This window comes from Pleomorphomonas sp. JP5, from assembly GCF_023721815.1.
GTDB lineage: Bacteria > Pseudomonadota > Alphaproteobacteria > Rhizobiales > Pleomorphomonadaceae > Pleomorphomonas.
This window is the reverse complement of record NZ_JAMDLI010000001.1, coordinates 194,949-219,280: the sequence shown is the minus strand read 5'-3', so window position 1 is coordinate 219,280 and position 24,332 is coordinate 194,949. Positions and strand designations below refer to the sequence as shown.

Annotated in this window: 27 protein-coding genes; 11 read left to right on the top strand and 16 right to left on the bottom strand. The window is 61.0% G+C overall.

Annotation, left to right across the window (positions count from 1 at the left end; genetic code table 11):
* Positions 1–16: 16 nt before the first annotated feature.
* A complete protein-coding gene (gene glpD, locus M4J40_RS01030) occupies positions 17–1,510 on the bottom strand; it encodes a glycerol-3-phosphate dehydrogenase (protein WP_251751373.1) in 1,494 nt (497 codons plus the stop codon).
* A gap of 232 nt (positions 1,511–1,742) precedes the next feature.
* Entirely contained in the window at positions 1,743–2,210 is a 468-nt protein-coding gene (locus M4J40_RS01025) for an Lrp/AsnC family transcriptional regulator (protein WP_251751372.1), read from the bottom strand.
* 163 nt (positions 2,211–2,373) lie between these two features.
* Here M4J40_RS01025 and M4J40_RS01020 point away from each other — a divergent pair, with 163 nt between their 5' ends.
* The 3 genes from M4J40_RS01020 to M4J40_RS01010 all read left to right on the top strand — a co-directional run bounded on the left by M4J40_RS01020 (position 2,374) and on the right by M4J40_RS01010 (position 5,896).
* Positions 2,374–3,546 carry an amino acid aminotransferase gene (locus M4J40_RS01020; protein WP_251751370.1) on the top strand — a complete coding sequence of 391 codons (1,173 nt, stop codon included), beginning with the start codon at positions 2,374–2,376 and terminating at the stop codon, positions 3,544–3,546.
* Positions 3,547–3,573: 27 nt separating this feature from the next.
* Positions 3,574–5,244 (top strand): thiamine pyrophosphate-dependent enzyme, encoded by a 1,671-nt coding sequence (locus tag M4J40_RS01015; protein WP_251751368.1) that lies wholly within the window; start codon positions 3,574–3,576, stop codon positions 5,242–5,244.
* A 220-nt stretch (positions 5,245–5,464) separates the two neighbouring features.
* On the top strand, positions 5,465–5,896 hold the full coding sequence (locus M4J40_RS01010) for a hypothetical protein (RefSeq protein WP_251751367.1): 432 nt from the start codon (positions 5,465–5,467) through the stop codon (positions 5,894–5,896).
* A gap of 174 nt (positions 5,897–6,070) precedes the next feature.
* On the opposite strand, the gene M4J40_RS01005 is transcribed toward M4J40_RS01010, so the two are convergent.
* Positions 6,071–6,943, bottom strand: a complete 873-nt coding sequence (locus M4J40_RS01005) for a DMT family transporter (RefSeq protein ID WP_251751365.1) — start codon at positions 6,941–6,943, stop codon at positions 6,071–6,073.
* A 332-nt stretch (positions 6,944–7,275) separates the two neighbouring features.
* Between M4J40_RS01005 and M4J40_RS01000 the strand changes: the two genes are divergently transcribed.
* The gene (locus M4J40_RS01000) at positions 7,276–8,070 is read left to right on the top strand and encodes an IclR family transcriptional regulator (RefSeq protein WP_257235006.1); all 795 of its coding nucleotides are present in this window, start codon (positions 7,276–7,278) and stop codon (positions 8,068–8,070) included.
* Positions 8,071–8,072: 2 nt separating this feature from the next.
* On the opposite strand, the gene M4J40_RS00995 is transcribed toward M4J40_RS01000, so the two are convergent.
* Positions 8,073–8,495 carry an AlpA family transcriptional regulator gene (locus M4J40_RS00995; protein ID WP_251751362.1) on the bottom strand — a complete coding sequence of 141 codons (423 nt, stop codon included), beginning with the start codon at positions 8,493–8,495 and terminating at the stop codon, positions 8,073–8,075.
* A 135-nt stretch (positions 8,496–8,630) separates the two neighbouring features.
* Positions 8,631–9,587: a phosphoribosylaminoimidazolesuccinocarboxamide synthase gene (locus M4J40_RS00990; protein ID WP_251751361.1), complete on the bottom strand. Its 957-nt coding sequence runs from the start codon at positions 9,585–9,587 to the stop codon at positions 8,631–8,633.
* A gap of 154 nt (positions 9,588–9,741) precedes the next feature.
* Here M4J40_RS00990 and M4J40_RS00985 point away from each other — a divergent pair, with 154 nt between their 5' ends.
* Positions 9,742–10,293, top strand: coding sequence for a 5' nucleotidase, NT5C type (locus M4J40_RS00985; RefSeq protein ID WP_251751359.1), 552 nt, complete (start codon positions 9,742–9,744; stop codon positions 10,291–10,293).
* A 10-nt stretch (positions 10,294–10,303) separates the two neighbouring features.
* Here the strand turns inward: M4J40_RS00985 and M4J40_RS00980 are convergent, their stop codons facing one another.
* Positions 10,304–10,897 carry a DUF2585 family protein gene (locus M4J40_RS00980; RefSeq protein ID WP_251751358.1) on the bottom strand — a complete coding sequence of 198 codons (594 nt, stop codon included), beginning with the start codon at positions 10,895–10,897 and terminating at the stop codon, positions 10,304–10,306.
* Positions 10,898–11,007: 110 nt separating this feature from the next.
* Between M4J40_RS00980 and M4J40_RS00975 the strand changes: the two genes are divergently transcribed.
* Positions 11,008–11,550, top strand: coding sequence for a GNAT family N-acetyltransferase (locus M4J40_RS00975; protein WP_251751357.1), 543 nt, complete (start codon positions 11,008–11,010; stop codon positions 11,548–11,550).
* Positions 11,551–11,690: 140 nt separating this feature from the next.
* Here the strand turns inward: M4J40_RS00975 and M4J40_RS00970 are convergent, their stop codons facing one another.
* The 3 genes from M4J40_RS00970 to M4J40_RS00960 form a co-directional block, all read right to left on the bottom strand.
* Positions 11,691–12,206, bottom strand: coding sequence for a GNAT family N-acetyltransferase (locus M4J40_RS00970; protein WP_251751356.1), 516 nt, complete (start codon positions 12,204–12,206; stop codon positions 11,691–11,693).
* A gap of 161 nt (positions 12,207–12,367) precedes the next feature.
* Complete coding sequence (ygiD, locus tag M4J40_RS00965; protein WP_251751355.1) at positions 12,368–13,180, bottom strand: 4,5-DOPA dioxygenase extradiol; 813 nt, start codon at positions 13,178–13,180, stop codon at positions 12,368–12,370.
* Between the two features lie 200 nt (positions 13,181–13,380).
* Complete coding sequence (locus tag M4J40_RS00960; RefSeq protein ID WP_251751353.1) at positions 13,381–13,818, bottom strand: SH3 domain-containing protein; 438 nt, start codon at positions 13,816–13,818, stop codon at positions 13,381–13,383.
* A 192-nt stretch (positions 13,819–14,010) separates the two neighbouring features.
* Between M4J40_RS00960 and M4J40_RS00955 the strand changes: the two genes are divergently transcribed.
* Genes M4J40_RS00955 through M4J40_RS00940 form a run of 4 tightly spaced genes read left to right on the top strand, consistent with a single transcriptional unit; the run spans position 14,011 to position 15,808 of the window.
* A complete protein-coding gene (locus M4J40_RS00955; RefSeq protein ID WP_251751351.1) occupies positions 14,011–14,451 on the top strand; it encodes an EF-hand domain-containing protein in 441 nt (146 codons plus the stop codon).
* A gap of 25 nt (positions 14,452–14,476) precedes the next feature.
* The gene (locus M4J40_RS00950) at positions 14,477–15,031 is read left to right on the top strand and encodes an RNA polymerase sigma factor (protein WP_251751349.1); all 555 of its coding nucleotides are present in this window, start codon (positions 14,477–14,479) and stop codon (positions 15,029–15,031) included.
* On the top strand, positions 15,018–15,425 hold the full coding sequence (locus tag M4J40_RS00945) for a hypothetical protein (protein WP_251751347.1): 408 nt from the start codon (positions 15,018–15,020) through the stop codon (positions 15,423–15,425). The genes M4J40_RS00950 and M4J40_RS00945 overlap by 14 nt, the downstream gene beginning before the upstream one ends.
* Positions 15,422–15,808, top strand: coding sequence for a periplasmic heavy metal sensor (locus M4J40_RS00940; RefSeq protein WP_251751346.1), 387 nt, complete (start codon positions 15,422–15,424; stop codon positions 15,806–15,808). Before M4J40_RS00945 ends, M4J40_RS00940 begins: the two co-directional genes overlap by 4 nt.
* Positions 15,809–15,825: 17 nt before the next feature.
* Here the strand turns inward: M4J40_RS00940 and M4J40_RS00935 are convergent, their stop codons facing one another.
* The 7 genes from M4J40_RS00935 to rpoZ all read right to left on the bottom strand — a co-directional run bounded on the left by M4J40_RS00935 (position 15,826) and on the right by rpoZ (position 23,058).
* Positions 15,826–16,848 carry a LacI family DNA-binding transcriptional regulator gene (locus M4J40_RS00935; RefSeq protein ID WP_251751344.1) on the bottom strand — a complete coding sequence of 341 codons (1,023 nt, stop codon included), beginning with the start codon at positions 16,846–16,848 and terminating at the stop codon, positions 15,826–15,828.
* A gap of 273 nt (positions 16,849–17,121) precedes the next feature.
* Positions 17,122–18,048, bottom strand: a complete 927-nt coding sequence (era, locus tag M4J40_RS00930) for a GTPase Era (protein WP_251751342.1) — start codon at positions 18,046–18,048, stop codon at positions 17,122–17,124.
* A 176-nt stretch (positions 18,049–18,224) separates the two neighbouring features.
* Complete coding sequence (rnc, locus tag M4J40_RS00925) at positions 18,225–18,920, bottom strand: ribonuclease III (RefSeq protein ID WP_251751340.1); 696 nt, start codon at positions 18,918–18,920, stop codon at positions 18,225–18,227.
* A 3-nt stretch (positions 18,921–18,923) separates the two neighbouring features.
* The gene (gene lepB / locus M4J40_RS00920) at positions 18,924–19,679 is read right to left on the bottom strand and encodes a signal peptidase I (protein WP_251751338.1); all 756 of its coding nucleotides are present in this window, start codon (positions 19,677–19,679) and stop codon (positions 18,924–18,926) included.
* A 147-nt stretch (positions 19,680–19,826) separates the two neighbouring features.
* Positions 19,827–20,249 carry a holo-ACP synthase gene (gene acpS, locus M4J40_RS00915; protein ID WP_251751337.1) on the bottom strand — a complete coding sequence of 141 codons (423 nt, stop codon included), beginning with the start codon at positions 20,247–20,249 and terminating at the stop codon, positions 19,827–19,829.
* 3 nt (positions 20,250–20,252) lie between these two features.
* A complete protein-coding gene (locus tag M4J40_RS00910; protein ID WP_251751335.1) occupies positions 20,253–22,463 on the bottom strand; it encodes a bifunctional (p)ppGpp synthetase/guanosine-3',5'-bis(diphosphate) 3'-pyrophosphohydrolase in 2,211 nt (736 codons plus the stop codon).
* 211 nt (positions 22,464–22,674) lie between these two features.
* Positions 22,675–23,058, bottom strand: a complete 384-nt coding sequence (gene rpoZ / locus M4J40_RS00905; RefSeq protein ID WP_251751333.1) for a DNA-directed RNA polymerase subunit omega — start codon at positions 23,056–23,058, stop codon at positions 22,675–22,677.
* A gap of 515 nt (positions 23,059–23,573) precedes the next feature.
* Between rpoZ and M4J40_RS00900 the strand changes: the two genes are divergently transcribed.
* Entirely contained in the window at positions 23,574–24,152 is a 579-nt protein-coding gene (locus M4J40_RS00900; protein WP_251751332.1) for an NYN domain-containing protein, read from the top strand.
* Positions 24,153–24,332 lie beyond the last annotated feature (180 nt).

Below are 24,332 nucleotides of genomic sequence, written 5' to 3'. Positions count from 1 at the left end.
TTGCTTCTCCCCCGGTTCAGTGCAGATTGGCGATGAAGGCGTCGATCTCCGCCGGAGCAGTCTCGGCCATGCGGAGCCCGAGCTTGGTGCGCCGCCACAAGATATCCTCCGCACTTCTCACCCACTCATGGCGGACGAGATACCTTACCTCTGCCTCCGTGAGGCCGGCGCCGAAATCGCGTCCGAGATCGGCAGTGACGGCGGCTCCGGCAAGGATCTCCTCGGTCCTGGTACCATAGGTATGGACCAAGCGTTCGATCAGGCAGGGATCGATGCCGGGGCGGTTGGCGACAATATGCCCCTGGTAGGCGACGATGTCGCCAGAGGGCACGTTGCCGCCCGGCAGAGTTGCCCCTTTCGTCCAGGGAGCGCCTCGTGCCCCAACTACGTCCTCGATCAGAGCCAGCGCGCTTTCGGCAAGACGGCGGTAGGTGGTGATCTTGCCTCCAAACACATTGAGCAGCTTTGGCTCGTTCTCCGCACCGGCAAGCTTCAGCACGTAGTCGCGCGTCGCCTCTTGTGCCTTCGAGGCGCCATCGTCGTAGAGCGGGCGAATGCCGGAATAGGTCCAGACGATATCGGCCTCGGCAATCGGCTTCTCGAAATACTCCGAGGCGGCAGCCGTGAGATAGGATATCTCCTCGGCCGAGATCTTCACGTCGGCCGGGTCGCCAGAATAATCTCGGTCGGTGGTACCGATCAGGGTGAAGTCGCCCTCGTAGGGAATCGCGAAGATGATGCGCCCGTCGGCATTCTGGAAGATGTAGGCGCGGTCGTGATCGTAGAGTTTCCGAATGACGATGTGAGAGCCCTGAACCAGGCGGACGTGGCGGGCTTCCGGCATGCCGGCGGCCGACCGCAGGACCTCGTCGATCCACGGCCCGGCGGCATTGACCAGCAGACCGGCGGTCACCGTCGTCTCGTTGCCGGTTTCCACATCTCTGAGCGTCACGATCCAACGATCCTCGGCGCGAGCGACCGACGTGACGCGGGTGCGGGTGAGAATGGTGGCGCCACGGGCCGCGGCATCGGCAGCATTCAGCACGACGAGGCGGGAATCCTGTACCCAGCAGTCGGAGTATTCGAATCCGCGACCGTATCCGGCTTTCAGAGGCCTTCCCACGGCGTCCGTGCGAAGATTCAGCGGTCGAGTGGCCGGTAAGCGTCGGCGTCCTCCGAGATGATCGTAAAGAAAAAGACCCAACCGGAGCAGCCAGGCAGGCCTGAGACCGGCGTGATGAGGCAGGACAAAACGCAAAGGCCATATGATGTGAGGCGCCATCGCCCAAAGCACTTCACGTTCCGTCAGTGCCTCCCGAACCAGGCGAAATTCGTAATGCTCAAGGTAACGGAGACCACCATGGATCAGCTTTGTCGAGGCGGACGAGGTGCCGGAGGCGAGATCCTTCATCTCGGCAAGCAGCACGGAGTAACCGCGCCCAGCGGCATCGCGGGCAATGCCGCAGCCGTTGATGCCGCCACCGATTACCAGGATGTCCACGTTCGCCATCGCCGTCTCCGCAAATCGCGCCTTTTTCGTCGACGCTTTCAGTTGGTTGCGATGCTAGCAAATATACGAAATCAAATGAACACAAAACGAAAGCTGCCACATTGTTTTCGGGACGTCAGGCTTGGAGCTGGAAACGCGGGCAAAAGCACGCGCCAAATCACCCCGCAAGCGCTCGAGCAGGGTAACGCCAAGATTGAGAAACAGAATGCAAAGCGCGGGAGCAGGGTGGACCTTAGGCGCGGATGGGCACCGTCGTCGTGCGCTTGATGGCCTTCAAGGCCACGAAGGAACGGAGCGAAGCGAATCCTCCGACAGCTGTGATCAGACGCTCGATGAGACTAGCCAGCTCACCCAGATCCTTCACCATGATCTTCAGAAGGTAGTCGGCGTCGCCTGTCTGCGACCAGCACTCCACCACCTCGTCGGCGGCATCGACGAAGGCCCGGAACGCCTTACCCGTTTCGTCGTCGTGGTTGCGAAGCCCAACCAGCGTGTGAGCGATGATGTTGATGCCCAGTTTTTCCGGGTCGAGGATCGCCACGATGTCGCGAACATAGCCGTCGCTCCTGAGGCGCTGCAGACGACGGGCACACTGGGTAGGGGAGAGGTGCACGATTTCCGACAGTTCCGCCTGGGTCATGTCGCCTTTCGTCTGGATGGCGGCAAGAAGACGCAGATCGAACACATCCAACTCTTCCAAGGCGGGGAACTCCGAAAGCGATGACGCAAAAAACATGCGCGAACGGGCGGTATAATGCTGAAAATCCTCGCCCCGAGCAATTGCCTTTCAGGAAATCGCAGAGATATTTCCACCGAACCCCGATAAGGTGGAGCTATTCACCGTTAGCCGGATAGGCCCAAGAATGTTTGACACCCTTCCCGAACAGCCCGCCGACGCCTTGCTCGCCCTCATCGGACTCTACCGGGCCGACCCCCGTCCTCAGAAGCTCGACCTAGGCGTCGGAGTCTACCGCGACGACAATGGTGTCACGCCGATCATGGCCGCGGTAAAGGCGGCCGAGAAAGTCCTTCTCGATACAAGAGCCACAAAGGCCTATCTCGGGCCGGAGGGCGACCCGGCCTACACCGATCTGCTCAAGCCGATCGTCTTCGGCAAGGATCCGGGCGGTCGCGTCGCCGGCATCCAGACACCCGGGGGCACCGGCGCCGTGCGGCTCGCCGCGGATCTGGTGGCACTGGCGCGTCCCGACGCCAAGATCCTCTATGGCGCCCCAACCTGGCCGAATCATCTTCAGATTCTCAACGCCACGCATCTCAAGGCGGTGTCACACCCCTACTTCGACGTGAAGACACAGACGGTGAACGTCGCCTCGCTTGTGGCGGCGATTGAGGGGGCCTCCGCCGGCGACATCGTTCTGCTTCACGGTTGCTGCCACAACCCGACAGGTGGCGAGCTTGAGCCGGAGGATTGGCGGACGGTATTGAAGGCGCTGCAGGAGACCGGCGTGGTGCCGCTGATCGACTTCGCCTATCACGGCCTTGGCAAGGGGCTCGAAGGTGACGCCTATGGCGTGCGCCTTCTGACCGACAACCTCGACGAGGTGATGGTCGCCTACTCCTGCGACAAGAACTTCGGCCTCTACCGCGAGCGCGTCGGCGCGCTCTATGTCAAGGCGCGCGACGAGAAGACGGCTTCGGTGGTGATGTCCAATCTCGCCGCCTTCAGCCGGGTATCCTGGTCGATGCCTCCGGACCACGGCGCGGCCATCGTCCGCACCATTCTCGAAGATCCTGAACTGACACGCGTCTGGCGCGAAGAGATCGAGCGCATGGGCACTCGTGTTCGGGGCGTGCGTAGCGCACTGGCCGCTGTCGGCCCAGGGCTAAAGCCGCACGAAACTCAAACCGGCATGTTCTCGACTTTGGCGCTCAGCCCCGAACAGGTTCTGACCCTCAGAAAGGACCACGCCGTTTACATGGCGGGGTCCGGTCGGATCAATGTCGCAGGCCTCAACATCCGAGACATCCCGGCCTTTGTGACGGCGCTCAAGGCCGTGGGACACCCCGTCGACTGACCCAGTGACTCTTTCGGGAGGAAGACCATGCCGCAAGTCCGTGACGCCGTCTCCGGCGGTCGCGCGATCGTTGACGCGCTTATCGCCAATGGCGTTGACACCGTTTTCGGCCTGCCAGGAGCGCAGACCTACCCCCTTTTCGATGCGCTTGCGCTGTCGACGGACCAGATCCGCACCTACAGCGCCCGCCACGAGCAGGCCTCGGGCTACATGGCCTTCGGTTACGCCCGCTCCACCGGTCGTCCCGGCGTGTTTTCCGTGGTTCCCGGGCCGGGCATTCTGAATGCTGGCGCGGCTCTCATTACCGCACTCGGCTGTTGCACTCCGGTCCTGATGATCACCGGCAATGTTCCTTCGACCTTCGAGGGGAGGGGGCGTGGACATCTCCACGAAGTCCCCGACCAACTTGGCCTTCTGCGACGCATGACCAAATGGTCGGCACGGATCGAGCGCGTCGAGGATGCGCCGACGCTCGTCAACCAGGCTTTTCAAGAGATGCTGACCGGTCGCCCTGGTCCGGTTGCTCTCGAAATGGCTTGGGACAGCATGGCTGCGACGGCGGTGACGGAGCTTCTTGGCGCCGCGATTCTGCCTTCGCCGACGGAGCCGGAGTCAGCGGCGGTCGAAGCGGCGGCACGGCTGCTCGTCGCGGCTCGTCGACCGATGATCATGACGGGCAGCGGCGCCCAGCATGCCGCTGAGGAGGTGAGGGCGCTCGCCACCCTTCTCGATGCCCCCGTGACGGCCTTGCGTGGCGGTCGGGGCATCGTGTCGGAAAGCGAACCACTCGGCCTGTCATCGGCCGTCGCCCATCGCCTCTATCCGGAAACCGATGTTGTGCTGGGTATCGGCACTCGGTTGGAACTGCCGACCATGCGCTGGACCGGCATGATGACCTATCACGAGCGCTTACCCGGCGGGCGCAAGCTCGTCCGGATCGACATCGATCCCGAGGAAATGGTCCGCCTCAAAGCCGACGCTTCCATAATCGCCGATTCCAAGGTCGGAACCCAAGCGCTGATCGCGGCGATCCGTCGCCTGGGGATGGAGGCCTCCAAGCGCGACGGCGCCGCCATCCGCAGCGAGATCAGAGCCACCAAGGAGTCCGTCGAAGCCGAGATCGCCCGAGTTCAGCCCGAGGTCGACTATCTCAAGGCAATTCGAGCGGCGCTACCTGACGACGGCTTCTTCCTGACCGAGCTTTGCCAGGTTGGCTTTGCCTCCTATTTCGCATGGGACGCCCGACTGCCTCGAACCTATGTCAGCGAGGGATATCAGGGCACACTCGGCTACGGGTTTCCAACGGCTCTCGGCGTCAAGGTCGCCAATCCCGATCGCAAGGTGATAGCCGTCTGCGGCGACGGTGGGTTCATGTTTGGCGTGCAGGAGTTGGCGACAGCGGCGCAGGAGGGCATAGGTGTCGTGGCAGTTGTGTTCGACAATGGCGCCTATGGCAATGTCCGCCGGGACCAGAGGACCCGCTTCGAGGGGCGCTTCATCGCCTCGGAACTACAGAATCCCGACTTCCTCAAGTTGGCCGCGGCATTCGGCATCGAGGCACACTCGGTGTCGTCGCCCGCCGAGTTGGCCGCCGTGCTGCCCGATGCGCTCGCAGCCGAGCGAACTGTGCTCGTCCACGTCGCGATATCGCCAGATTGCGAAGCGTCTCCCTGGCCATTCATCCATCCTGCGCCATGAAGGGTGTCACAGGCATGCTGTTGAGAGGCTATTAACATCTCTTCTGGTTTAGTGGCTGTCGCCCAACAAATGGGGCGGCCGCTGCCAGATAGACAGCGGCGACAGCTTTCATGCACATCGTTAAAAATTTAGCGATATCAAGAACACTCCTTTCAGGTGCTTCGGATACACTTCTTTCGATGATCCGGATCATCCGCTATCCGGCGCGAAAGGACAGATCATGGATATCGGGAGCGTAAAACCGGTCCTCACCGGTGTGACCTCGCCGGTGCCGAGAACGCCGACCGAGCAGAACCAATCGACGACCACAGATCTCAGTGCGGAGAAGGCCGTCAAGGTCGCCGAGAAGACCGATGGCAACTCTGTCGATACGGCAACAGACAAGTCCGAAGGGCGGGGCGCAAGGGCGCCATCGGCCAGCTCCTTGACCAAGGAGAACACCGTCAAGGCCAGTCCTCTTGACCAAGTGTCCGGCTTCGAGGTGCTCATGTCGGACCAAAGCAAGGCGACGGAACAGCCTGCCGACTCACCCGGCAATGCCGCGGCGGTCCAGAATACCCAGGAATTCGCCATGCGAATGCAGGCGATGATCGAAGCTTGGGAAGGAACGGGCGGAACACCCCGTAGCTCGGCTATCGATCGCACACTCTGATCGGCCAACTATACAAACGAAATCGGCGCCTCACGAGGGCGCCGTTTTTTTGTGCTCTACTCAGAAAGTCAGTCTCACCGTACTGTCTAGCGAGAGCCCGGCAAGACTTGCGTCTGCGAGTTGTGGCCACCGGCGTCTCTGGCGCCGCCGTCGCAGATTCGGGCGGAGCCCCCTCTATTGCACAGGGGGTGTCGGCATCGCAGGCATTCTCTTCCGGATCCGCTCGCGATGGGCGGAGTAAAGGCCCGATCCAGCGATCAATGCCGATCCAAGCAACGTGTGGTAGCTCGGAAAGTCGCCGAAGAAAAAATAGGACAGAATGCCGGCCGACACCAACTGCACGTAGGTAATTGGCGCCAGCAGCGAAAGCGGCGCCAGCTTCAGTCCCGAAATAAACAACATGTGGGCTATCGTAAAGCTCAAAGAGCCACCGATCCCGTATGCGAGCTCTCGGCCGGTTGGGATATGGAACACCGGCAGGACCAAAAGCGTCGATACGCCAAGGCCGATCATGCCCGTCCACATGAACGTGACTTCCGTCGGCTCACTTTTCATGAGGCGCGTGAAGAGCGCGCCCAATGCCCAAGCCGTCGCCGATCCGAGCGGGAAAAGCGCCGCAAGCTGAAAGCTGTCGGTACCAGGCCGGACGATAAACAACACACCCGCAAACCCGATCACCGCGGCCAACCACCGACGAACCCCAACCGTTTCCCCAAGAACGAAGACGGATAGCACCATCACGATGATGGGCGAGATGAAGTGGATCGCCGTGTTGGAGGGAACGTCGAGATAGGCCAACCCCAGGATGAAGAAACTGGTCGAGGCCACGGCGGCAAGGCCACGTCCAATCTGCAAGCGATAGCTTGCCGGCCGAAAAACCGACAAGCCGCGAGAAGACAAGGCCCATGGTAGCGCGACGAGAAAAAACACGAAGTAACGAAACCAGGTCGCGAGCTGCGCCGGCGCCGTTTCCTTCATCAACTTGGCCCCAACGTCTCCGCCGGCAAAAAAGATCGTCGATCCGACAACCAGCAGGATGGCAAGCAACGTCCGTTCCGAGTTCCGGGGCGGCTGCGCCTCTCCAGACGCATCAGGAAGGGTTGGCATAAGCGGCTCCGGGGCTGCGACCGACGATTCCACCGGACCGTTCGAACCCCTGGCAGGAAGGAAAAAGACAAGACGGCAAGAAGTGGAACGGCCACCGTCTGTGGTGGTTTGTGCAAGGAGTCGTTCGTAGGCGCAAGCGAATTTCCCATCGGCATCAGGTACTCTCATGCAACGGATGCGACTTTTTGTACATATCCACGTGTCGCCACGGATGGCCGGTTTTCCCCCACGTCGTAAGCTTGTCACCGATGACATTTCTATGAGGGCGGGCAATGGTCCGTGAAGAGGGTAAAGACACAGCCGCGCCGCGCCGCGCGGTTGCCGTTCCGTCACTTCGGAAGGCAGTGATGATTCTCGACTTGATCGGGCGTCGTGGCAAACTGACTTTTTCTGCAATTCAGAAGACGCTCGACCTTCCCAAGAGCACAACGCACCAGCTTCTGAAGGCACTGGCCGACGTCAGCGCCGTCCAACTTCAGTCCGATGGTCGCTTCGTGCTGGGGCCAAAGATCTGTGAGCTTGGGACACTCGGAATCCGGCAGCGAACCATCGACAGCCTCTCGCTCAAGCATTTGGAGCTGCTGGCCGGACAGTCGGGATTCCGCTGCGAGATTGCAACCTTCGAAGGACGGGAGGCCGTGGTTCTGGCCTGTGCGCGTCCCGGCGGCGATGCCTGCCGTTGCTCGGGGAACGAAAGCTTGCGCTGGCCTCTGAACAGGGCAGCGACAGGCAAGGCGCTACTGGCTTTTCTCGACGAAGCGGATAGCAAGCGACTGCTTGCCGATCTCGACTGGACCAAGGCCACAGCACGCTCCATAGCATCTCCGGACGCCATGCGCCGAGAACTCGAGCTTATACGACGGCGCGGTTGGGCCTTGGACGATCGCGAAGCCCTCGACGACGTGTCGTGCATCGCTGCGCCGGTGTTCGATGTTCGCAATCGTGTGGTGGCTGCCATCGCCACGGTCGGTCAGGCAGACATGATCACGCCAGAGCGTTACGAAACGCTGGCCGTGTTGGTCCGCAAGGCTGCGGATGCCGTGTCGAAGGAGGTTCGAGAGACTTGAACTCAGCCGCGTTCGGCGATGCGGGCGCGCACCCAGGCATGGATTTCGGAATCGACGAAAGCGATACGGCTTTCGCCAAGCCTTACCGGCTTGGGAAAGGTGCCGGCGGCCATCATGCGCTTGATCGACGACACCGAAAGCGTGGTCATGGTGGAAGCCTGCTTCATCGACAGAAGCGTTGGCGTGGCGGACGCAGCCGCCTTTGCTCTCCGACTTGGGGCAGGCGGCGTCTCCTCGTCGGACTGCACAGGCGAAAACGCCGCTTCCGTGGTCGCCTGCAGGACGTGCACGGGGTTTTCGGTTGCGACAGCACGGACCGGTTCGGGCTTGCGAAGCGCCGAAGTCAGTTTCTCCAGTGTGTCCAGCGCCCTCTTCAGGCCCGGATTGTCATCGAGCGGCGCGGCCCCGCTGGCGATCTGCCCCATTTCTTGCCCCAACCCCGGTGTCGATACGGCTGCCCAAGCCGTATTTGTCAGCTTTGACAGCAGCATATCTCGAGATTGGTTCACAGGAGGTTGCCAAGTGGCCAGCCTTCCGACGGTCGTCGTGGCTCCCTGAGGCTACCGGGTGAAATACGGGGCCAGATTTGATCGCACCCGCTCGAGAGGTGTTTCACCGGAAAGGTCGGCCACGAACGTCTCGCCAGTAATCGCCTCGAAGGCGTCGATATAAACCTTCGACGTCTCTGCAATCAGGCTTTCGGGGATTTCGGGGATGGGATCCTTGTAAGGATCACAACGCTCCCCCACCCAGGCACGAATGAAGTCCTTGTCGAAGCTCTTCGGGCGGCGCCCCGCGGCGAAATCCTCTGCATAAGAGGCGGCGATCCAGTAACGGCTCGAATCGGGCGTGTGGATCTCGTCGGCCAGGATGATCGTGCCAACTCCGTCGAGGCCGAACTCGTACTTGGTGTCGGCCAGAATGAGGCCATGCTCGGCGGCAACTTCGGCACCGCGCGCGTACAGCTTCAGCGCATAGTCGGACACCGTGGCCCATTGCTCGGGAGTCAAGAGCTTCTTGGACACGATCTCCTCTCCGCTCAGCGGTTCGTCGTGACCACCATCGAAGGCCTTGCTGGTGGGCGTCAGGATCGGGGAAGGGAGTTTCTCGTTATCATAGAGGCCGTCGGGCAGAGTCAGTCCATACATGTGACGCTCGCCAGCGCGGTATTTGGTCAGCACCGAAGTGCTGGTGGTGCCGGCAAGATATCCACGCACGATTACCTCAACCGGCAGAATGTCGAGCCTCCGGCCGACCACGACATTCGGGTCGGGGTAGGCGATAACGTGATTGGGGCAGATGTCGCCAGTCGCCTCGAACCAGAAACGCGCGGTCTGCGTCAGGACCTGTCCCTTGAAAGGAATGGCCGCCAGCACACGGTCGAAGGCGCTGATACGATCGGTGGCGATGATGATGCGGCTGCCATCCGGCAGGTCATAATTCTCGCGCACCTTGCCTTTGTAGTAATTCGGAAGCTCGGGAACAAAAGCGTCGGCGAGAACGCGGTCGAGGGCCATCAGTGCCTCCTTGACGGACGGGGCCGCGGAGCGGCTGCCTGCTGGCCGCTCAATAGAACATCGCGGAAGAAACTTTAAGCCGAACTTGCGTGTCCGAGCCTGCCGAGCATAAATTGATTCGATTCATACGATAGGTCACCAGGGAGGAGGGATCGTGAAGCGTATTCGCGTCGCCGTCGACATGGACGAAGTCATCGCCGACACATACGGCGCCATGCTGGGCTGGCTGATCGAGAGACATGGTCCAAGGTGGGAGCCCGAGACCCTGCGAGGCCGGCAGATTTTCGACGTGATCGAGACGGACGTTGCCGAAGCGCTCAGAGGCGCCATGCAGGACGGATCCTTCTTTGCCGAACTGCCGGTCATCGAGGGCAGTCAGGCGGCGCTCTCGTCGATTGCATCTCGTTGCGAGTTGTTCGTCACCTCGGCGGCCATGGAGTTCCCCAACTCGCTCGGCCCGAAGTTTCTCTGGCTGCGACGGCATTTTCCGTTCGTCGACCCGCTCAACATCGTCTTCTGCGGCGACAAGAGCATCATCGCAGCCGATTGCCTGATCGACGATAACGCCCGCCATTTCCTGCGGTTCTGTGGGCAGGGGATCGTCTTTTCGTCACCGCACAACGTGAACGTTACCGGCTATCCACGCATCCGCCATTGGCGCGAGGCGTTCGGGGTATTGTCGGAGGCATTTCCCGGAGCGCTGTGAAATGGGCGCTTCACTTCTGCGCGGGGGCGCCGTAAACGCCTCCCTCCGCCTGCCATGCAGAGATCGCCTTGCTCGGTGCGAGTAGCTGAACGACGTTGAGCGTCAGATTGTCGCGGATCATCACGCCTGTGAACAACTCGGCCGCGAGCGCGAGTGCAATGCTTGCGCGCACGGGCAGACGAGCCGCCATCCAGAACCCGATCATCATGGCCAAGGTATCGGATAGCGAGTTCAGGATGCTGTCACCGGAGTAGCCCTGCGCCAAGGCCTGCTCGCGATAACGATCGATCACTGGCGGCGAGTTCTCGATGAGCTCCCAAGCGACTTCGATGCCGAGCGCCAGGCTCAGTCCAAGGATCGGGGACCAGTGCCCTCGAAAAACAAGGCGACCGAGGGCGAAGAACAACATGCCATGAATGACATGCGAAGGGGTGTACCAGTCGGTAAGTTGTTGCGAGTTCTCCTGGCTGAGAACGGTACCGGCCCAAAGACGCACCGTGCCACAAGCGCAGATCGGCGGCTGCCCCATGAAATACAGAACTGCGGCCTGCGCAACGAGGGGCACGGCGATGACGAGGACAAAGATCCTGATGTTCGGCACCATGGATGTCTCCGAGTTCCAAAGCCAGAAAGCTGCCTACCGTAGTTTCTTGCTCATCTCAAAGAAAGCCTATAATCTATTGAAATTAAACAATTCTGTTAGCGATAAATGCCATGTCTGATGAACAGCCTCTCGTTCGCCCCATGTCGGTCGACGATGCCGTCGAGTTCAATCGAGTGGTCGGGTTTGTCGCACGCGAGCGTCGCTATCTCAGATTCATCGATGCACCGCCTCTGGACAGCACGATAGAGTTTCTGCGCGAAAGCATCGGAGCGGGAAACCCGCATCTCGCGGCCGATGTCGGCGGAAAGCTGGTCGGCTGGTGCGACATTTGCCGCAGTTCATTCGAGATCGAGGCCCATGTTGGCCGGCTCGGAATCGGGCTTCTGCCGGAGTGGCGCGGCAAAGGGTTGGGCAAAGCATTGCTCGATGTGACCATCGCCGCCGCCGAGCGACTGGATTTCAGTCGGATCGAACTCACGGTGTTCTCCGATAACCTCCGAGCGATAGCGCTCTATGAGAGGCGTGGGTTCGTTCACGAGGGCATAATGCGCGCCGCGGCTCGTTTCGGCGATGAGTACCGAGACATCGTGCAGATGGCGCGGCTTGGCAGAGAGCTGCCGAAACCGGGCGAGTTGCCGGTTTTGCCGGCATAGATAAGTTCCATAATATCTATTATGCGAATCCTGGATTGTTACCTTCGGGCTGCAAAGCCTGGGTATCGCCCTACGGGAATCCCCCTCATGAGCGACTGCGAACCGCACGCTGGGCGCTTCGGCAACACCGGAAGCGTGGGCTATGTGGTTGCGCCGGCTTTTGGTGCAATGGCGCCCCTGCTGCTGACGTAGATCAGCTTTTCTGGCGCCGTCTCAGATGCCCGCAGGACTGCGCCAATCCGTCTTGCAACAGCGATCGACGCTGCGTTTTCTGGGTGAATGACGTGGATCGCTTCCTTCCAGCCAAGCTCTTGGAAGGCCCAGTCTAGGCAACGAGTCGCGGCCTCGGTCGCGTATCCCTTGCCCCACACGTCACGACGAAATGCCCAGCCGATCTCTTTGCCGGGCCAACCTGGAGGATTCCAGGCACCTGCGCGACCTATCCAGCGACCGGTTGCTTTCTCGATCACCGAGAAGTTGCTGTATCCTCGAACCGTCCACGCACCGGCGAAGAGACAGAGATTCCGCCATGCTCCGGCCGCATCTTGGGGACCCCCGATAAAACGCGTAACTTCGGCGTCGGCGAGAAACGCTGTCCAGGCCGCTAGGTCTTCCGAGCCAGGCTGCCGTAGCAGCAATCGCTTCGTCTCGATCATCGGTCGCCTCTCCTATCTGAGTATCGGAGAACGACATAATGGCATGAAAAGCCAGCTTGATGATCGCTGCGCGCGACGAGTTCTCGTAGCCGGTCGGGCCGATGGCTTCAGCGTTTCATTTCTCGCTTGCTGCTTCGTGGAACGTCCGCGACGTAAAGACGTCACGCCAGCATGAACGACCGCATGGAGATTGAACCAAGGTCGATGCCCTCGTTGAAAAAGCTGAGCTCGTCGGCCTTGTCTGCAACTGCCAGGGGATAGAGAGCCGGAAAGAAGTGCTCGAAAGTCGGGTGTGACAGTTGGGCAATGCGCCCCAGCTTCGGCGCCTCGACGACCGACTTGTAGTCACCCTTGGCAATTGCTTCGGCCATGCGGGCGTCAAACGCCTCGGCCCAATCGTAAGCCGGCCCGCCTCCCCAGGCGATGGTCCGGAGATTGTGGACGAGGTTGCCGGAGCCGATGATCATCACGCCGCGTCCGCGCAAGGCCTTGAGTTCCTCGGCGAGTGAGAAATGCTCCTCGGGCGAACGACTGAGGTCGATCGAGAGCTGAAACACAGGGATGTCCGCCTTCGGGAACATCTGGATCAGCACCGACCAGGCACCGTGATCCAGGCCCCAACGCTCATCCGGCTCGATATGGTGGTTCTTCACGAGGTCTATTGTTGCCTCGGCATAGCCCGGCGCCCCCGGCGCCGGATAGCGCTGGGCAAAAAGCTCCTCGGGAAAACCGCCAAAATCGTGGATGGTTGCGGGATGATCCTTGACGTGCACCAGCGTGACACCACGCGTCATCCAGTGGGCGGATACCACCAGGATCGCCTTGGGCACAGGCAGCCGAGTGCCGAGCTCGCGCCAACCACGGCTATATGGGTTGTCCTCAATGGCGTTCATTGGGCTGCCATGGCCCACGAAAAGCGTCGGCATACGGGGAGTCGTGGGAAGATCGGCAAAGTGGTGACCGAGACCAGCCATGATCAAGTTTTCCTTCCGGAGGTCGCGCGTCGCAGCATCACCGCGAGGCTTGACGTCCCTACCGTGCATAGCGCGGCTATGTTCTACCGGAATCTAGAAAACCTAAAATCTAGATACAAGCTGGCCTCTTGTAGCCACATTGTCTTTCTTTGCTGAACAATAAACACATCCTCCCTTCCCTGCCGACTGGGCTTGGCAGCTCAATCGCCAGTCCAGCGATCCCAACGCCGATCCATACGTCGATGAACCCGGTAGTCTATCCGTGCGTCACGCCGAGCGGCCATTCGAGGCGGCAATCCCGGACCAACGCCATAGTAGGGCTGACCGACGTAATAGGCGTTGTGATATCCAACAGGGTCGTAAACGACCACCGGATAGGCGGCAACCGGCCCCAGGTAGGCCGCGGCCAGCCAGCCCCGATAGCCAGCCCATCCGACATCACACCACCCGGGACCAGCCGTACAACCGAAAACGGTAACGGCCTGACGAGCAGGAACCGTGGCGATTATCGGATAGGCCGTGGCCGGACCGGTTCTGAGGTTGAGTGCCGTGGTGGTGACCGAGGTCTGGGCGTTGGCGCCGGTGACGAGCAGGACGCCGGCGACGCCGGCCGCTATGGTCGTGAGTGCGCGATACATGTGTGGACTCCGTTAATGCAGTCGTCCGAGCGGCCTTGTTCGCCAGCTCTCGGAATGACGCTGTTACGTTGCCCACCCAGAGCGACTGACGCCGACGGGGCATTTTTCACGTTGCGTTTTTCTGTGGGACGCGGCGTCAGCCGCGGCTTCTTCCCGACGTAAAAGGGACAGTTCCAACCAGACGGAGCATCGATGATGCGAACATTGAACACGTCTCTCATTGCAGGCATCCTTGTGGTCATGACTGTACCTGCCGTTTTGGCCAGCGATCGCATTGCCGACATCGCGTTTACGCGTCTGGACGCCAACGGCGACGGTCAGCTGGATGCGGCAGAACTGCGTCAAGCGCGTCTCCAGAGGTTCAAACGGCTCGACGTCAACGGAGATGGCGCCGTTACGGCGACCGAGCAGACCGAGGCGAGCAACCGGTTGTTCCGCAAGGCCGAAGCGTTGGAAGGCGCGATGGCGATCCGCTTTGAGGCTCTTGATGCGGATGGGGACGGTAAGCTAACCCGCGAGGAGTTCGTGGACGCTCGAGGCGGCCTCGCAGCCCGGCTCGACAAGGATGGAGATGGCAGGATTTCGAAGGCCGAGTTCCTGACCGGAGTTGAGGCAGCACGCGCCATGCGTTGATGCGCTCTGGCATTTGGGGAGCGTCGTGGAACAATCGGACGAGGACCTGATGCAGGCCGTGGCGGCCAGAGACGAGCGGGCCTTCCGCCGGCTCGTCGACCGCCATGGTCCGAAGCTCAGAGCGATCGCCGGCCAGTTTCTTGACTCGAGCGCGGCCGATGACGCCGTACAGGATTCTCTGATCGCACTTTGGCGCCATGCCGGCCGCTATGATCCGTCCAGGGCAGCTCTCTCCACCTGGCTCTACCGCATCCTCGTCAACCGTTGCATCGACATTCGCCGCCAACGCTTCCGATGGCCGTGGAGCACCATCGACGAAGCGGAGGACGTTCCATCGGACGATATCTCGGCGGACCGCGCTCTCGCCGGCATCGAAATGCTGAGGAGCGTGGAAGACATCATCGCGTCACTCCCTCCACGACAGAGGATGGCACTGATGCTGGCCACGGTCGGTGACCGCACGGCCGAGGAAATAGCCGCACTTCTCGGGACAACGCGCTCCGCGGCAGAACAACTGATTGCCCGCGCTCGGAAAGGCGTTCGGGCCGCGATGAGGGAGCCAACCGATGGATCGGACTGAGTTCGAAAACAAGCTGATGATTCAAGGGGGCGATCTAGATCGCTGGCCAGCAACGGAAGCCGAAGCCGCCAAGCGTCTGCTCGCCGTGGACGCGAAAAGCCGCGACTTGCTGACGGAGGCCCTGGCGGTGGATCGTGCCGTTCACCAAGCAACGGGGATACCTCTCGAGACCGCGCTGGTCGGGCGGATCATGGCGGCGGCCAAGGCCTCCAACAAGCCTCTCACTCCGAGAGGATACTGGAGGCAAGCGATCCCGGCAGGTGCGCTGGTCGTCGCACTGGCGGCGTCCATGGGCTTCAAGACCGGTTACGAGGGGGGCTTCGGGCGCGCCGAAGACCTCAATCTGGTCGCCGTCATTACCGGCGATGCCTATAGTTTGGAAGTCCTGCCATGACTGCCTCGCGACATCTTCTTCTGCTGGTTGGTGGACTGCTTGGCCTGTCGCTGCTCGGCAACGTCTACGCCGTCAGCCACATCGCCGGAGATCGCCTGGGGCGGGCCTCGTTCGCCGAACTGGCCACACGGCGGTTCGAGCCGGAGTTCGGTCGCCTGGTCCGCAGGGAAATCGTCGATCACGCCGGTGAGTTGAGGTTGGCGATCGCCGATCTGCGCACAGCGCGCGAACACATGTTCGATCTCGCCGCAGCAAATCCGCCCGACCCCAAAGCGCTGGCGCAGGCAACGGAAGAGGTGCGGGCGGCCTTCACCAGGGTACAGTCCATCTTCCACGAAGGCGTTGTCGAAGCCGCACGCCAAGCCAGTCGTCCAGTCAAATGACCGAAGCGCCCCGATCGCTAGATCGGCCGGCAGGAGTGCCGCTCGACAAGGGGACAGGGCACCAGCACCTGCGGAGGAATCGGGCCCTCGGATTCTCCATTGATCCGGGCGAGCAAGTCGACGGCGGTGCGCCCAATCTCGAAGTAGGGAAGCGCCACGGACGTCAGCATGGGCTTCAGCGTGCGGGTGATGATGGTCATGTCATCGAACCCCATGACTGACAGATCTTCAGGCACGGACAATCCGAGCGCAGCAGCGGCTGCATAGACCTGCACGGCGATCTGGTCGTTGCCACAGATGATGGCGGTCGGCCTGTCAGAGCGCTGCAGCAAACCGAGTGCCGCGTCATAGGCGACGAGATCTTCCCCGCCATCCGGCCGAGTGACGAACCCCGGGACCTCCAGGGAGGGATCGTAGAAGAGACCGCCCTCGGCAAACGCGGTGCGATAGCCAGCCCCCCTCAGTACCGTAGCGCGCAAGACCGGGCTGAGCGACACGATACCAATACGCCGATGGCCAAGCTCGATCAGATGGCGCGCCTGCGTGTAGCCGCCGCCCTCGTCGTCCGGGACGACCGAAGAGTGGCTTCGCCTAGCCGAATAGCAGTTGGCGAGCACAATACCCCTCTCGAAATCGGGAGCGCCAAGGTCGACGGGCCTGTGATAGGTCGTGGCATAGACGGCGCCAGCTACCTTGTGAGCCCTGAAGACCTGCCAGTACTCGTGCTCCTGCTTCGGATCACCATCCGTGTTGGCGATCAGCATGGTTCGCGTCTGTTCCCACAACCCAGACTGGGCGCCGCGAATGATATCGACCGAGTAAGGCGTGGTTGCCACTGCGTCCGTCATGACGCCAACGACCGAAGAGTGGGACATCCGCATCATGCGCGCCGCATGGTCCGGAACGTAATGCATCCGCTGGATGATCTCGGCAACGGCCTCACGAGTCTTCGCATTGACCGCCGGATCATCATTCACGACGCGCGACACGGTCTTCGGCGAGACACCAGCTTCTCGGGCAACATCCTTGAGCGTAACCAAAGCCGCCTCCCTCAAGCCAGCCTGACATCGCTGTCAGTTGTACCAGAAAACCAGGTTGTGACACCGATGTCAACTCGCCCGCAATGCAGCTACAGCCCAAACCCCGCCAAAGCGAGACTTGTCCGACCGGCCATGGACTGTCCGCACGGACAGCCAAGCGCGGGTTTTCAGCCCGCCCGAGACAAGAGAGGACAATCGCGACTTGGTGAACGCGAAGCTGCGAGGTGAGAAAGACGGGTCGGGCGCAATAGCATACCCTCCCCGGTTTTTCGTTCAGTGCCGAGGGTAGTTCAAACCCATCTCGCGATACCGCTCTGGGTCTTCGGCCCAGTTTTCACGCACCTTGACATAAATGAAGAGGTGGACGGGCCGCTCCAGAATCTCGGTCAGTTCCTTGCGAGCGGCCATCGAGATGGCCTTGACGGTTTCGCCGCCCTTGCCGAGGACGATCTTCTTTTGGCTCTCGCGCTCCACGAAAATGGTCTGCTCGATGCGTGCGGAACCGTCCTTCTGGTCCTTCCACTGATCGGTCTCGACCGTCGAGGAATAGGGCAGCTCGTCGTGGAGACGCATGAACACCTTCTCACGCGTGATCTCGGCGGCCAGCATGCGCATCGGCAGATCGGAGAGCTGATCTTCCGGATAGAGCCAGGGCCCTTCCGGCACGCGTGTCGCCAGGTGAGCGAGAAGATCGTCAGTCCCAGAACCATTCAGCGCCGAGACCATGAAGGTCGCCTCGAATCCGACACGGGCGTTGAGGTCGGCTGCCAAGGCCAGGAGGTTTTCTCGCTTTACGGTGTCGATCTTGTTCAAAATCAACACTTTGGGATGGCGCAGCTCGCCCAGCTTGTCGACAACCTGCGTAACCTCCTCGGCAAGCCCCCGCTTGGCATCGATGAGAAGACAGACGACATCGGCATCGGCAGCACCGGACCAGGCGGTGTCGACCATGGCTCGATCGAGCCGGCGCTTCGGCGAGAAAATACCTGGCGTATCAACGAAAACCACCTGCGACGAGCCGTGCATGGCGATACCGCGCATGATGGCTCGTGTCGTCTGCACCTTGTGGCTGACGATCGACACCTTTGCGCCAACCAAACGATTGAGCAGCGTCGACTTGCCGGCATTGGGGGCGCCGATCAACGCAACAAAGCCCGCACGCGTGGGGGCATCGGCTGACTGGACGACTTCATCGGTCATCGCGTCTCTCTCCGGAGGCGGAAGGGTGGACAAGATTATGTCATTCCTTGTGAACTGGATAGCAGATGAAAGGTCGGATTGGTCTGGATGGGACGTCTCTCGACGAATGCCCTGCCCGCCCTTTCCGTTCCGAGGCCCTTGCTCGGAATGAAGAACGATGGAAGCCGAGATCCGGCCTAGACGACCCGATTGGCGAGCGCTTCGGCAGCAGCGGCTTGCTCAGCGTCACGCTTCGACTTGCCCTGCCCCTCGCCAGCGGCTTCGCCGTCGATAGTGACCAGAACGCGAAAGGTCGGCGCATGGTCGGGGCCGGAGCGCTCGACGATGGAATAGCTTGGAAGCCCCTGTCCCCGCCCCTGCGCCCACTCCTGAAGGAGCGTCTTCGAGTCGCGAAGGGGGCCACTCAGGCTTTCCATGCGCGGCTTCCAGTTGCGAAGCACGAAATCCTTTGCGGCATCAAAGCCACCGTCGAGGTAGATAGCTGCGATCACCGCCTCGGCGACATCACCCAGGATCGCCTCCTTCCGGCGCCCCCCCGACTGGCGTTCGCCGGCTCCGAGCCGCACGACCGACCCCAGATCAAGATCGGTAGCCACCTCGGCGCAGGTCTCGCGGCGAACCAGCTGATTCAGCCGGCGGGCGAGATCGCCCTCCTCTTCGCGCGGATAAGCGGAAAACAGCATTTCCGCCACCACCAGCGCCAGTACGCGATCACCCAGGAACTCGTGGCGTTGATAGCTCTCATGGGCGACCTGATCGCCCGGGACAGCACTACGATGCGTGAGCGCCCGCAGGAGACCGGTGCGATCCTTGAAACGATACTGGAGGCGCCCTTCGAGCGCCTCCAGGACTTGTGCCTGATGATTGTTCATTGATCAGTTCAGCATGGAAAGCATGCGATCGACGCGCACCGTCGAGGGCCAGGTCCAGAACATCCAGGGCTTGGCGCTTTGGTCGATGGAGAAGAAGATGATCTGCGCCTTGCCAACCAGATGGTCGAACGGAACATAGCCCACGCCAGACCCGTCGATGCGACTGTCGGCGGAGTTGTCGCGGTTGTCACCCATCATGAAGTAGTGGCCCGGCGGCACCTCGAACTCGCGCGTGTCGTCACCAGCGGTGGTACCCATGTCGAGCGTGTCGTAGGAGACGCCATTCGGCAGTGTCTCGCGCCAGATCTGCGCCTTGATCTCGTTGCCGAAGGGCCCTTTCTCCACGAACTCGCCGGTGTTCTCCCGCTTCACGGGCTGCCCGTTGATGAAGAGAACGCCGCCCTTCATCTGAATCTTGTCGCCCGGCAGCCCGATGACGCGCTTGATATAGTCGGTCGAGTGGTCCGCCGGCAGCTTGAAGACGACGATGTCTCCGGCCTTGGGCGCGCTTGCCCAGATTCGTCCCTCGAAGGGGCCGAGACCGAACGGGAAGGAGTACTTGCTGTAGCCATAGGAGTATTTCGAGACGAACAGGTAGTCCCCGATGAGCAAGGTGTGCATCATCGACCCTGACGGGATCGAGAAGGGCTGAAACAGGAAGGTGCGCACAACAAGCGCAAGAAGCAGTGCCTCGACGATCACTTTGACCGTTTCCCAAATACCGTCCTTGGATTCCGCACGCTGTTTGGTCGCCGACATATGGCTGCCCTTCAATCGGAGTCTCGTCTGGTGTCCCGTGTCGGCGTCAAAGCGACCGATCCGCGGCGGCCCGGACCTCGGGGCCTTTTATCGGAGCGGCACCGGTGACGCAACGAAAAGCCGAAAAGCGAGCCGAAATGTGGCGCGTTACCCGCCGCCATTGGTCGGCCAATCGGATGGCCAAGCCGAAATCACCACAAAGGCCTGAGCCAGAGGATAGTCGTCGGTAATGGTCACGTCGATGCGGGGAACCAGTCCTCTCGGCGTCAGCGCCGCCAGCCGCGTCGCCGCCGAGCCCTCGAGACGCATGGTTGGTTGACCGGTTGGAAGATTGACAACCCCCATCTCGCGCCAGTTGACGCCCATGCGAATGCCGGTACCCAGGGCCTTGGAACAGGCCTCCTTCGCGGCAAAGCGCTTGGCATATGAGGCGGCTCGGTTGGCCCGACGGTCCGACCGCTCGCGTTCGATGTCGGTAAAGACTCGCCGGACGAAACGCTCGCCGAAGCGCTCAAGCGTCTTTTCGACGCGGCGGATGTCGATGAGGTCCGATCCTATTCCGATGATCATGAGCTATCCGTTGACGCGGTCGACCTTGCTGACATTGTTCAAGACGCGCAACTCATTGAGAATCTGGGTCAGATGCTTGATATCCCAGACCTCAAGGTCGACCACGATCTCGTGGAAGTCGGGAGTGCGGCGCGCCATTGCGATGTTGTCGATATTGCCGTCGCTATCGGAGATCGCCTTGGCGATACGGGCGAGAGAGCCGGGTTCGTTGAACGACTGAATACAGATACGCGCCGGAAATCGGATCGGGTCTTCGCTGTCGATATCCCAACGCACGTCCAGCCAGCGGTCAGGCTTGTCTTCAAAGGCCACAAGCGCCGGGGACTGGATCGGATAGATGGTGATCCCGACATCCGGTTCGACAATGCCCACGATGCGGTCGCCCGGCACGGCGCCGCCATTGGGAGCGAAGCGTACCGGCAAGTCCGCGGCCACAGTGCGGATCGGCAGGCCATGGGCACGGATCGAGTCGGAATCGCCGTGAAACTTGATGCCGGCCTGAGCGGCAAAGGAGAACCAGCCGCCCTCCTGCCGCTGCGCGGCCGTCTGCCGTGCCGCCCTTTCTTCTCGATAGTCCGGAAAGCATGCCTTGAGCACATCGGTCGACGGCACCTCGGCGCGCCCCACGGCGGCAAGCAGATCCGGCACCGTAGGCTGCGAGAGCCGAGGCAAAGCCTGTTCGAGCAAAGCGTCGGTGAGCTCGCGCCCCTCGCGCGAGAAAACGCTTTCCAGCACCTGCCGGCCGAGCGCGGCGAACTGCTTGCGCGTCGCCTCGCGCGTCGCGCGTCGAATGGAGGCTCGCGCCTTGCCGGTGATGGCAATGGTTTCCCAGGTGGGAGGAGGCACCTGCGCCTTGGAACGGATGATCTCCACCTCGTCGCCGTTCTTCAGTTCGGTAACCAAGGGAGTGATGCGGCCGTTGATCTTGCAGCCGACGCAAGTGTTGCCAATGTTGGTATGAACGGCATAGGCGAAATCAATCGGGGTCGCGCCCCGCGGCAAGGCGATCAGCAGGCCCTTCGGCGTGAAGCAGAACACCTGGTCCTGGAACAGTTCCAGCTTGGTGTTTTCCAGGAACTCCTCGGGGCTTGCGCCCTCCGACAGCGCCTCGACGGTTTGGCGCAGCCAAGCGTAGGCCGCCGTGTCGTCCGCAAGCTGCGGCAGATGCCCGCCTTCGCTGATCTTGTCCTTGTAAAGGGCGTGGGCGGCAATGCCGTACTCGTTCACCTGCTGCATGTCGTGCGTGCGGAACTGGAGTTCGACGCGCTGGCGGTGAGGACCGACCACCGTGGTATGCAGCGACTTGTAGCCGTTTGGCTTCGGCGTCGAGATATAGTCCTTGAAGCGACCGGGCACGGTTCGCCACAACTGATGAACGACACCCAGCGCCCGGTAACACGTGTCGACATCGTCCACGAGAACGCGGAACCCATAGATATCGCTGAGTTGCTCGAAGCCAAGCTGCTTGTCGATCATCTTTCGAAAGATCGAGTAAGGCTGCTTGCGGCGCCCTTTGACGGTAGCCGCGATGCCGCGCGCCTCGAGGTTCTCGCGAAGTTCCCGTTCGATGTCGGCGATAAGGTCTTTCTGCAACGCCTCCATCTCGTCGAGGCGAGCCTGGATGGCGCTGAATGCGTCGGGATGCAGCGTCTTGAAGGCGATGTCCTCAAGCTCGTCGCGCATGTCCTGCATGCCCATGCGGCCGGCGAGCGGCGCATAGATCTCCATCGTCTCCTCGGCGATGCGCCCGCGCTTTCCCTCCGGTGCGAAATGCAGCGTCCGCATGTTGTGAAGACGATCGGCAAGCTTGACCAGCAGGACGCGCAGGTCCTCGGCAATGGCGAGCAGCAGTTTTCTGAGGTTTTCCGCCTGCGCCGTGCGCTTTGATACGAGGTCCAGCTTCTGGAGCTTTGTAAGGCCTTCGACGAGTTGACCGATCTCGACGCCGAACAGCTGGTCGATCTCCTGCCGGGTAGCGTCAGTGTCCTCGATCGTGTCGTGCAGAAGCGCGATGACGATGGTTGCGTCATCCACCTTGAGGTCGGTCAGGATAGCCGCAACTTCGAGCGGATGGGAGAAGTAGGGGTCGCCCGAGTCGCGTTTCTGCGTGCCGTGCTTCTGCATCGCATAGACGTAGGCGCGGTTGAGCAGACCCTCGTCGCAATTGGGATTGTAACGCTGCACCCTTTCGACGAGTTCATACTGCCGCATCATCGGGGACGGTCACTCCTCTCTCCCGCCGGGCGCCCGAATCCGGCCTTCGGACCAGCGTCGAAACAAAGCTATAGCAACACCAACCCGGAAAGTAGCTCATTCGCGCAAGCATCGGAGGAAAAGCGCCGCGAGCCTTTTCAATCCGTTGCCGACAAACGAAAACGGGCGAACCGAAGCCGGTCCGCCCGCGAAAAATCGCCGTGAGAGGCAATCAGATCTCTTCGACCTTCTCGGGCGGAACCATGCTTTCGAGCCCCCGCAGCAGGTCTTCCTCGGACATCTGATCGAAGACGATCTCGTCGTCGTCCGCTGCGTCGCCGGGCGCACCGAGCAAACCGGCCACCGGCTCCTGCTCTGGCTCGTCCACCTCGACATACTTCTGAAGCGAATGGATCAGGTCTTCTTTGAGGTCCTGCGGAGAAACGGACGATTCCGCGACCTCACGCAGAGCGACGACCGGGTTCTTGTCGTTGTCGCGGTCGACCGTCAAGGGAGAGCCGGACGATATCATGCGGGCGCGATGGCTGGCCAACAGCACCAGCTCGAAGCGGTTGTCCACCTTGTCGATGCAATCTTCGACCGTGACGCGTGCCATAGTCCAACTCCAGATCTAGAAACGAAATTCGCTCGCACGAACGGCATCCCGTCCGGCAAGCGTCCAGATAGCGCGATCTCGCCACCAGCAGCACCTCCTCGCGAGGCGCGAGATAATGCTGCCGAACTCAAGGAGTAGATATGCGGAGGGAAGACGAAAAGCAAGCGGAGATGCGCGCCAACATCCACCGCCAACTCTCGCAGCGAGCATTCACGACAACCTCAAAATCCGGTGATCCAATCTTTCTCGTTACAAAACCGGCCTGCCAATGCATCCTCCCTTGGTCGAACGGGCGGCATTTTCTGCCAATTTCCGTGGGAATCCCCCGAATGAACCCATTTTAACTTGGTTGTTTGGCGGAAACTTGCTAACAGGCGAGCTAATGTGCGAATTCAAGCAGACCGAAACGATACACGCTGATCGCGCTCTGTGATAAATTTCTTCGAACGCACGATAATAGCTCAGCAGAACGAAGAGTTATAAACGACCGCCGGTTGTGAGGTAAGCAAAAACTAATGTTTGACGAACGCGAAAAAATAGCCCTCTTCATCGATGGTGCAAATCTTTACGCGACTGCCAAGGCTCTCGGATTTGATATTGACTATCGTAGGTTGCTAAAGGAATTCAGCGCTAAAGGCTATCTCCTGAGGGCGCTGTATTACACTGCACTCGCTGAAGACCAAGAATACTCCTCTATTCGCCCATTGATCGACTGGCTCGATTACAATGGATACAAGGTTGTGACCAAGCCGACCAAGGAGTTTTTCGACTCCACCGGCCGGCGCAAGGTCAAGGGCTCAATGGACATCGAGCTCGCGGTCGATGCCATGGAGCTCTCCGAGCATGTCGACCACATCGTTCTGTTCTCCGGCGATGGCGATTTCCGTTCGCTGGTGGAGGCCATCCAGCGCAAGGGACGCAAGGTGTCGGTCGTCTCGACGCTTCAGACGCAGCCGGCGATGGTTGCCGACGAGTTGCGTCGTCAGGCTGACCACTTCATTGACCTTGCCAATCTCTCGGCGCGCATCAGCCGCGATCCGACCGAGCGTCCGGCGCGCACAGCCGACCGCCCCAACGCGACCGACGAAGCCTGACATCGATCTGGAGTAGCCGGCTTCTCACCGGCTACTCCAGACAAATTTGTGGCTTGTCCGACGAGAACAGATCGCAACAGATCGGGTTCTCTGCAAGCCCCCCCCACGACCACTGGCACTTCGGAACGCGATTGCCTTCGCCGGTTTGAAGGCGCCATACGTCTGCTGCCCTCCCCCAGA

What these genes read in the sequence shown, in the direction of transcription:
- M4J40_RS00900 (WP_251751332.1), top strand. Translation starts at nt 23,574, where the DNA reads ATGTTTGACGAACGCGAAAAAATAGCCCTCTTCATCGATGGTGCAAAT.
- M4J40_RS00970 (WP_251751356.1), bottom strand. Translation starts at nt 12,206, where the DNA reads ATGATCGAGACGAAGCGATTGCTGCTACGGCAGCCTGGCTCGGAAGAC.
- M4J40_RS01020 (WP_251751370.1), top strand. Translation starts at nt 2,374, where the DNA reads ATGTTTGACACCCTTCCCGAACAGCCCGCCGACGCCTTGCTCGCCCTC.
- M4J40_RS00945 (WP_251751347.1), top strand. Translation starts at nt 15,018, where the DNA reads ATGGATCGGACTGAGTTCGAAAACAAGCTGATGATTCAAGGGGGCGAT.
- M4J40_RS00960 (WP_251751353.1), bottom strand. Translation starts at nt 13,818, where the DNA reads ATGTATCGCGCACTCACGACCATAGCGGCCGGCGTCGCCGGCGTCCTG.
- M4J40_RS00980 (WP_251751358.1), bottom strand. Translation starts at nt 10,897, where the DNA reads ATGGTGCCGAACATCAGGATCTTTGTCCTCGTCATCGCCGTGCCCCTC.
- ygiD (WP_251751355.1), bottom strand. Translation starts at nt 13,180, where the DNA reads ATGGCTGGTCTCGGTCACCACTTTGCCGATCTTCCCACGACTCCCCGT.
- era (WP_251751342.1), bottom strand. Translation starts at nt 18,048, where the DNA reads ATGACCGATGAAGTCGTCCAGTCAGCCGATGCCCCCACGCGTGCGGGC.
- rpoZ (WP_251751333.1), bottom strand. Translation starts at nt 23,058, where the DNA reads ATGGCACGCGTCACGGTCGAAGATTGCATCGACAAGGTGGACAACCGC.
- M4J40_RS00990 (WP_251751361.1), bottom strand. Translation starts at nt 9,587, where the DNA reads ATGGCCCTCGACCGCGTTCTCGCCGACGCTTTTGTTCCCGAGCTTCCG.
- M4J40_RS01010 (WP_251751367.1), top strand. Translation starts at nt 5,465, where the DNA reads ATGGATATCGGGAGCGTAAAACCGGTCCTCACCGGTGTGACCTCGCCG.
- M4J40_RS00910 (WP_251751335.1), bottom strand. Translation starts at nt 22,463, where the DNA reads ATGATGCGGCAGTATGAACTCGTCGAAAGGGTGCAGCGTTACAATCCC.
- M4J40_RS00955 (WP_251751351.1), top strand. Translation starts at nt 14,011, where the DNA reads ATGATGCGAACATTGAACACGTCTCTCATTGCAGGCATCCTTGTGGTC.
- M4J40_RS01000 (WP_257235006.1), top strand. Translation starts at nt 7,276, where the DNA reads ATGGTCCGTGAAGAGGGTAAAGACACAGCCGCGCCGCGCCGCGCGGTT.
- glpD (WP_251751373.1), bottom strand. Translation starts at nt 1,510, where the DNA reads ATGGCGAACGTGGACATCCTGGTAATCGGTGGCGGCATCAACGGCTGC.
- acpS (WP_251751337.1), bottom strand. Translation starts at nt 20,249, where the DNA reads ATGATCATCGGAATAGGATCGGACCTCATCGACATCCGCCGCGTCGAA.
- M4J40_RS00975 (WP_251751357.1), top strand. Translation starts at nt 11,008, where the DNA reads ATGTCTGATGAACAGCCTCTCGTTCGCCCCATGTCGGTCGACGATGCC.
- M4J40_RS01015 (WP_251751368.1), top strand. Translation starts at nt 3,574, where the DNA reads ATGCCGCAAGTCCGTGACGCCGTCTCCGGCGGTCGCGCGATCGTTGAC.
- rnc (WP_251751340.1), bottom strand. Translation starts at nt 18,920, where the DNA reads ATGAACAATCATCAGGCACAAGTCCTGGAGGCGCTCGAAGGGCGCCTC.
- M4J40_RS00995 (WP_251751362.1), bottom strand. Translation starts at nt 8,495, where the DNA reads ATGGGGCAGATCGCCAGCGGGGCCGCGCCGCTCGATGACAATCCGGGC.
- lepB (WP_251751338.1), bottom strand. Translation starts at nt 19,679, where the DNA reads ATGTCGGCGACCAAACAGCGTGCGGAATCCAAGGACGGTATTTGGGAA.
- M4J40_RS00940 (WP_251751346.1), top strand. Translation starts at nt 15,422, where the DNA reads ATGACTGCCTCGCGACATCTTCTTCTGCTGGTTGGTGGACTGCTTGGC.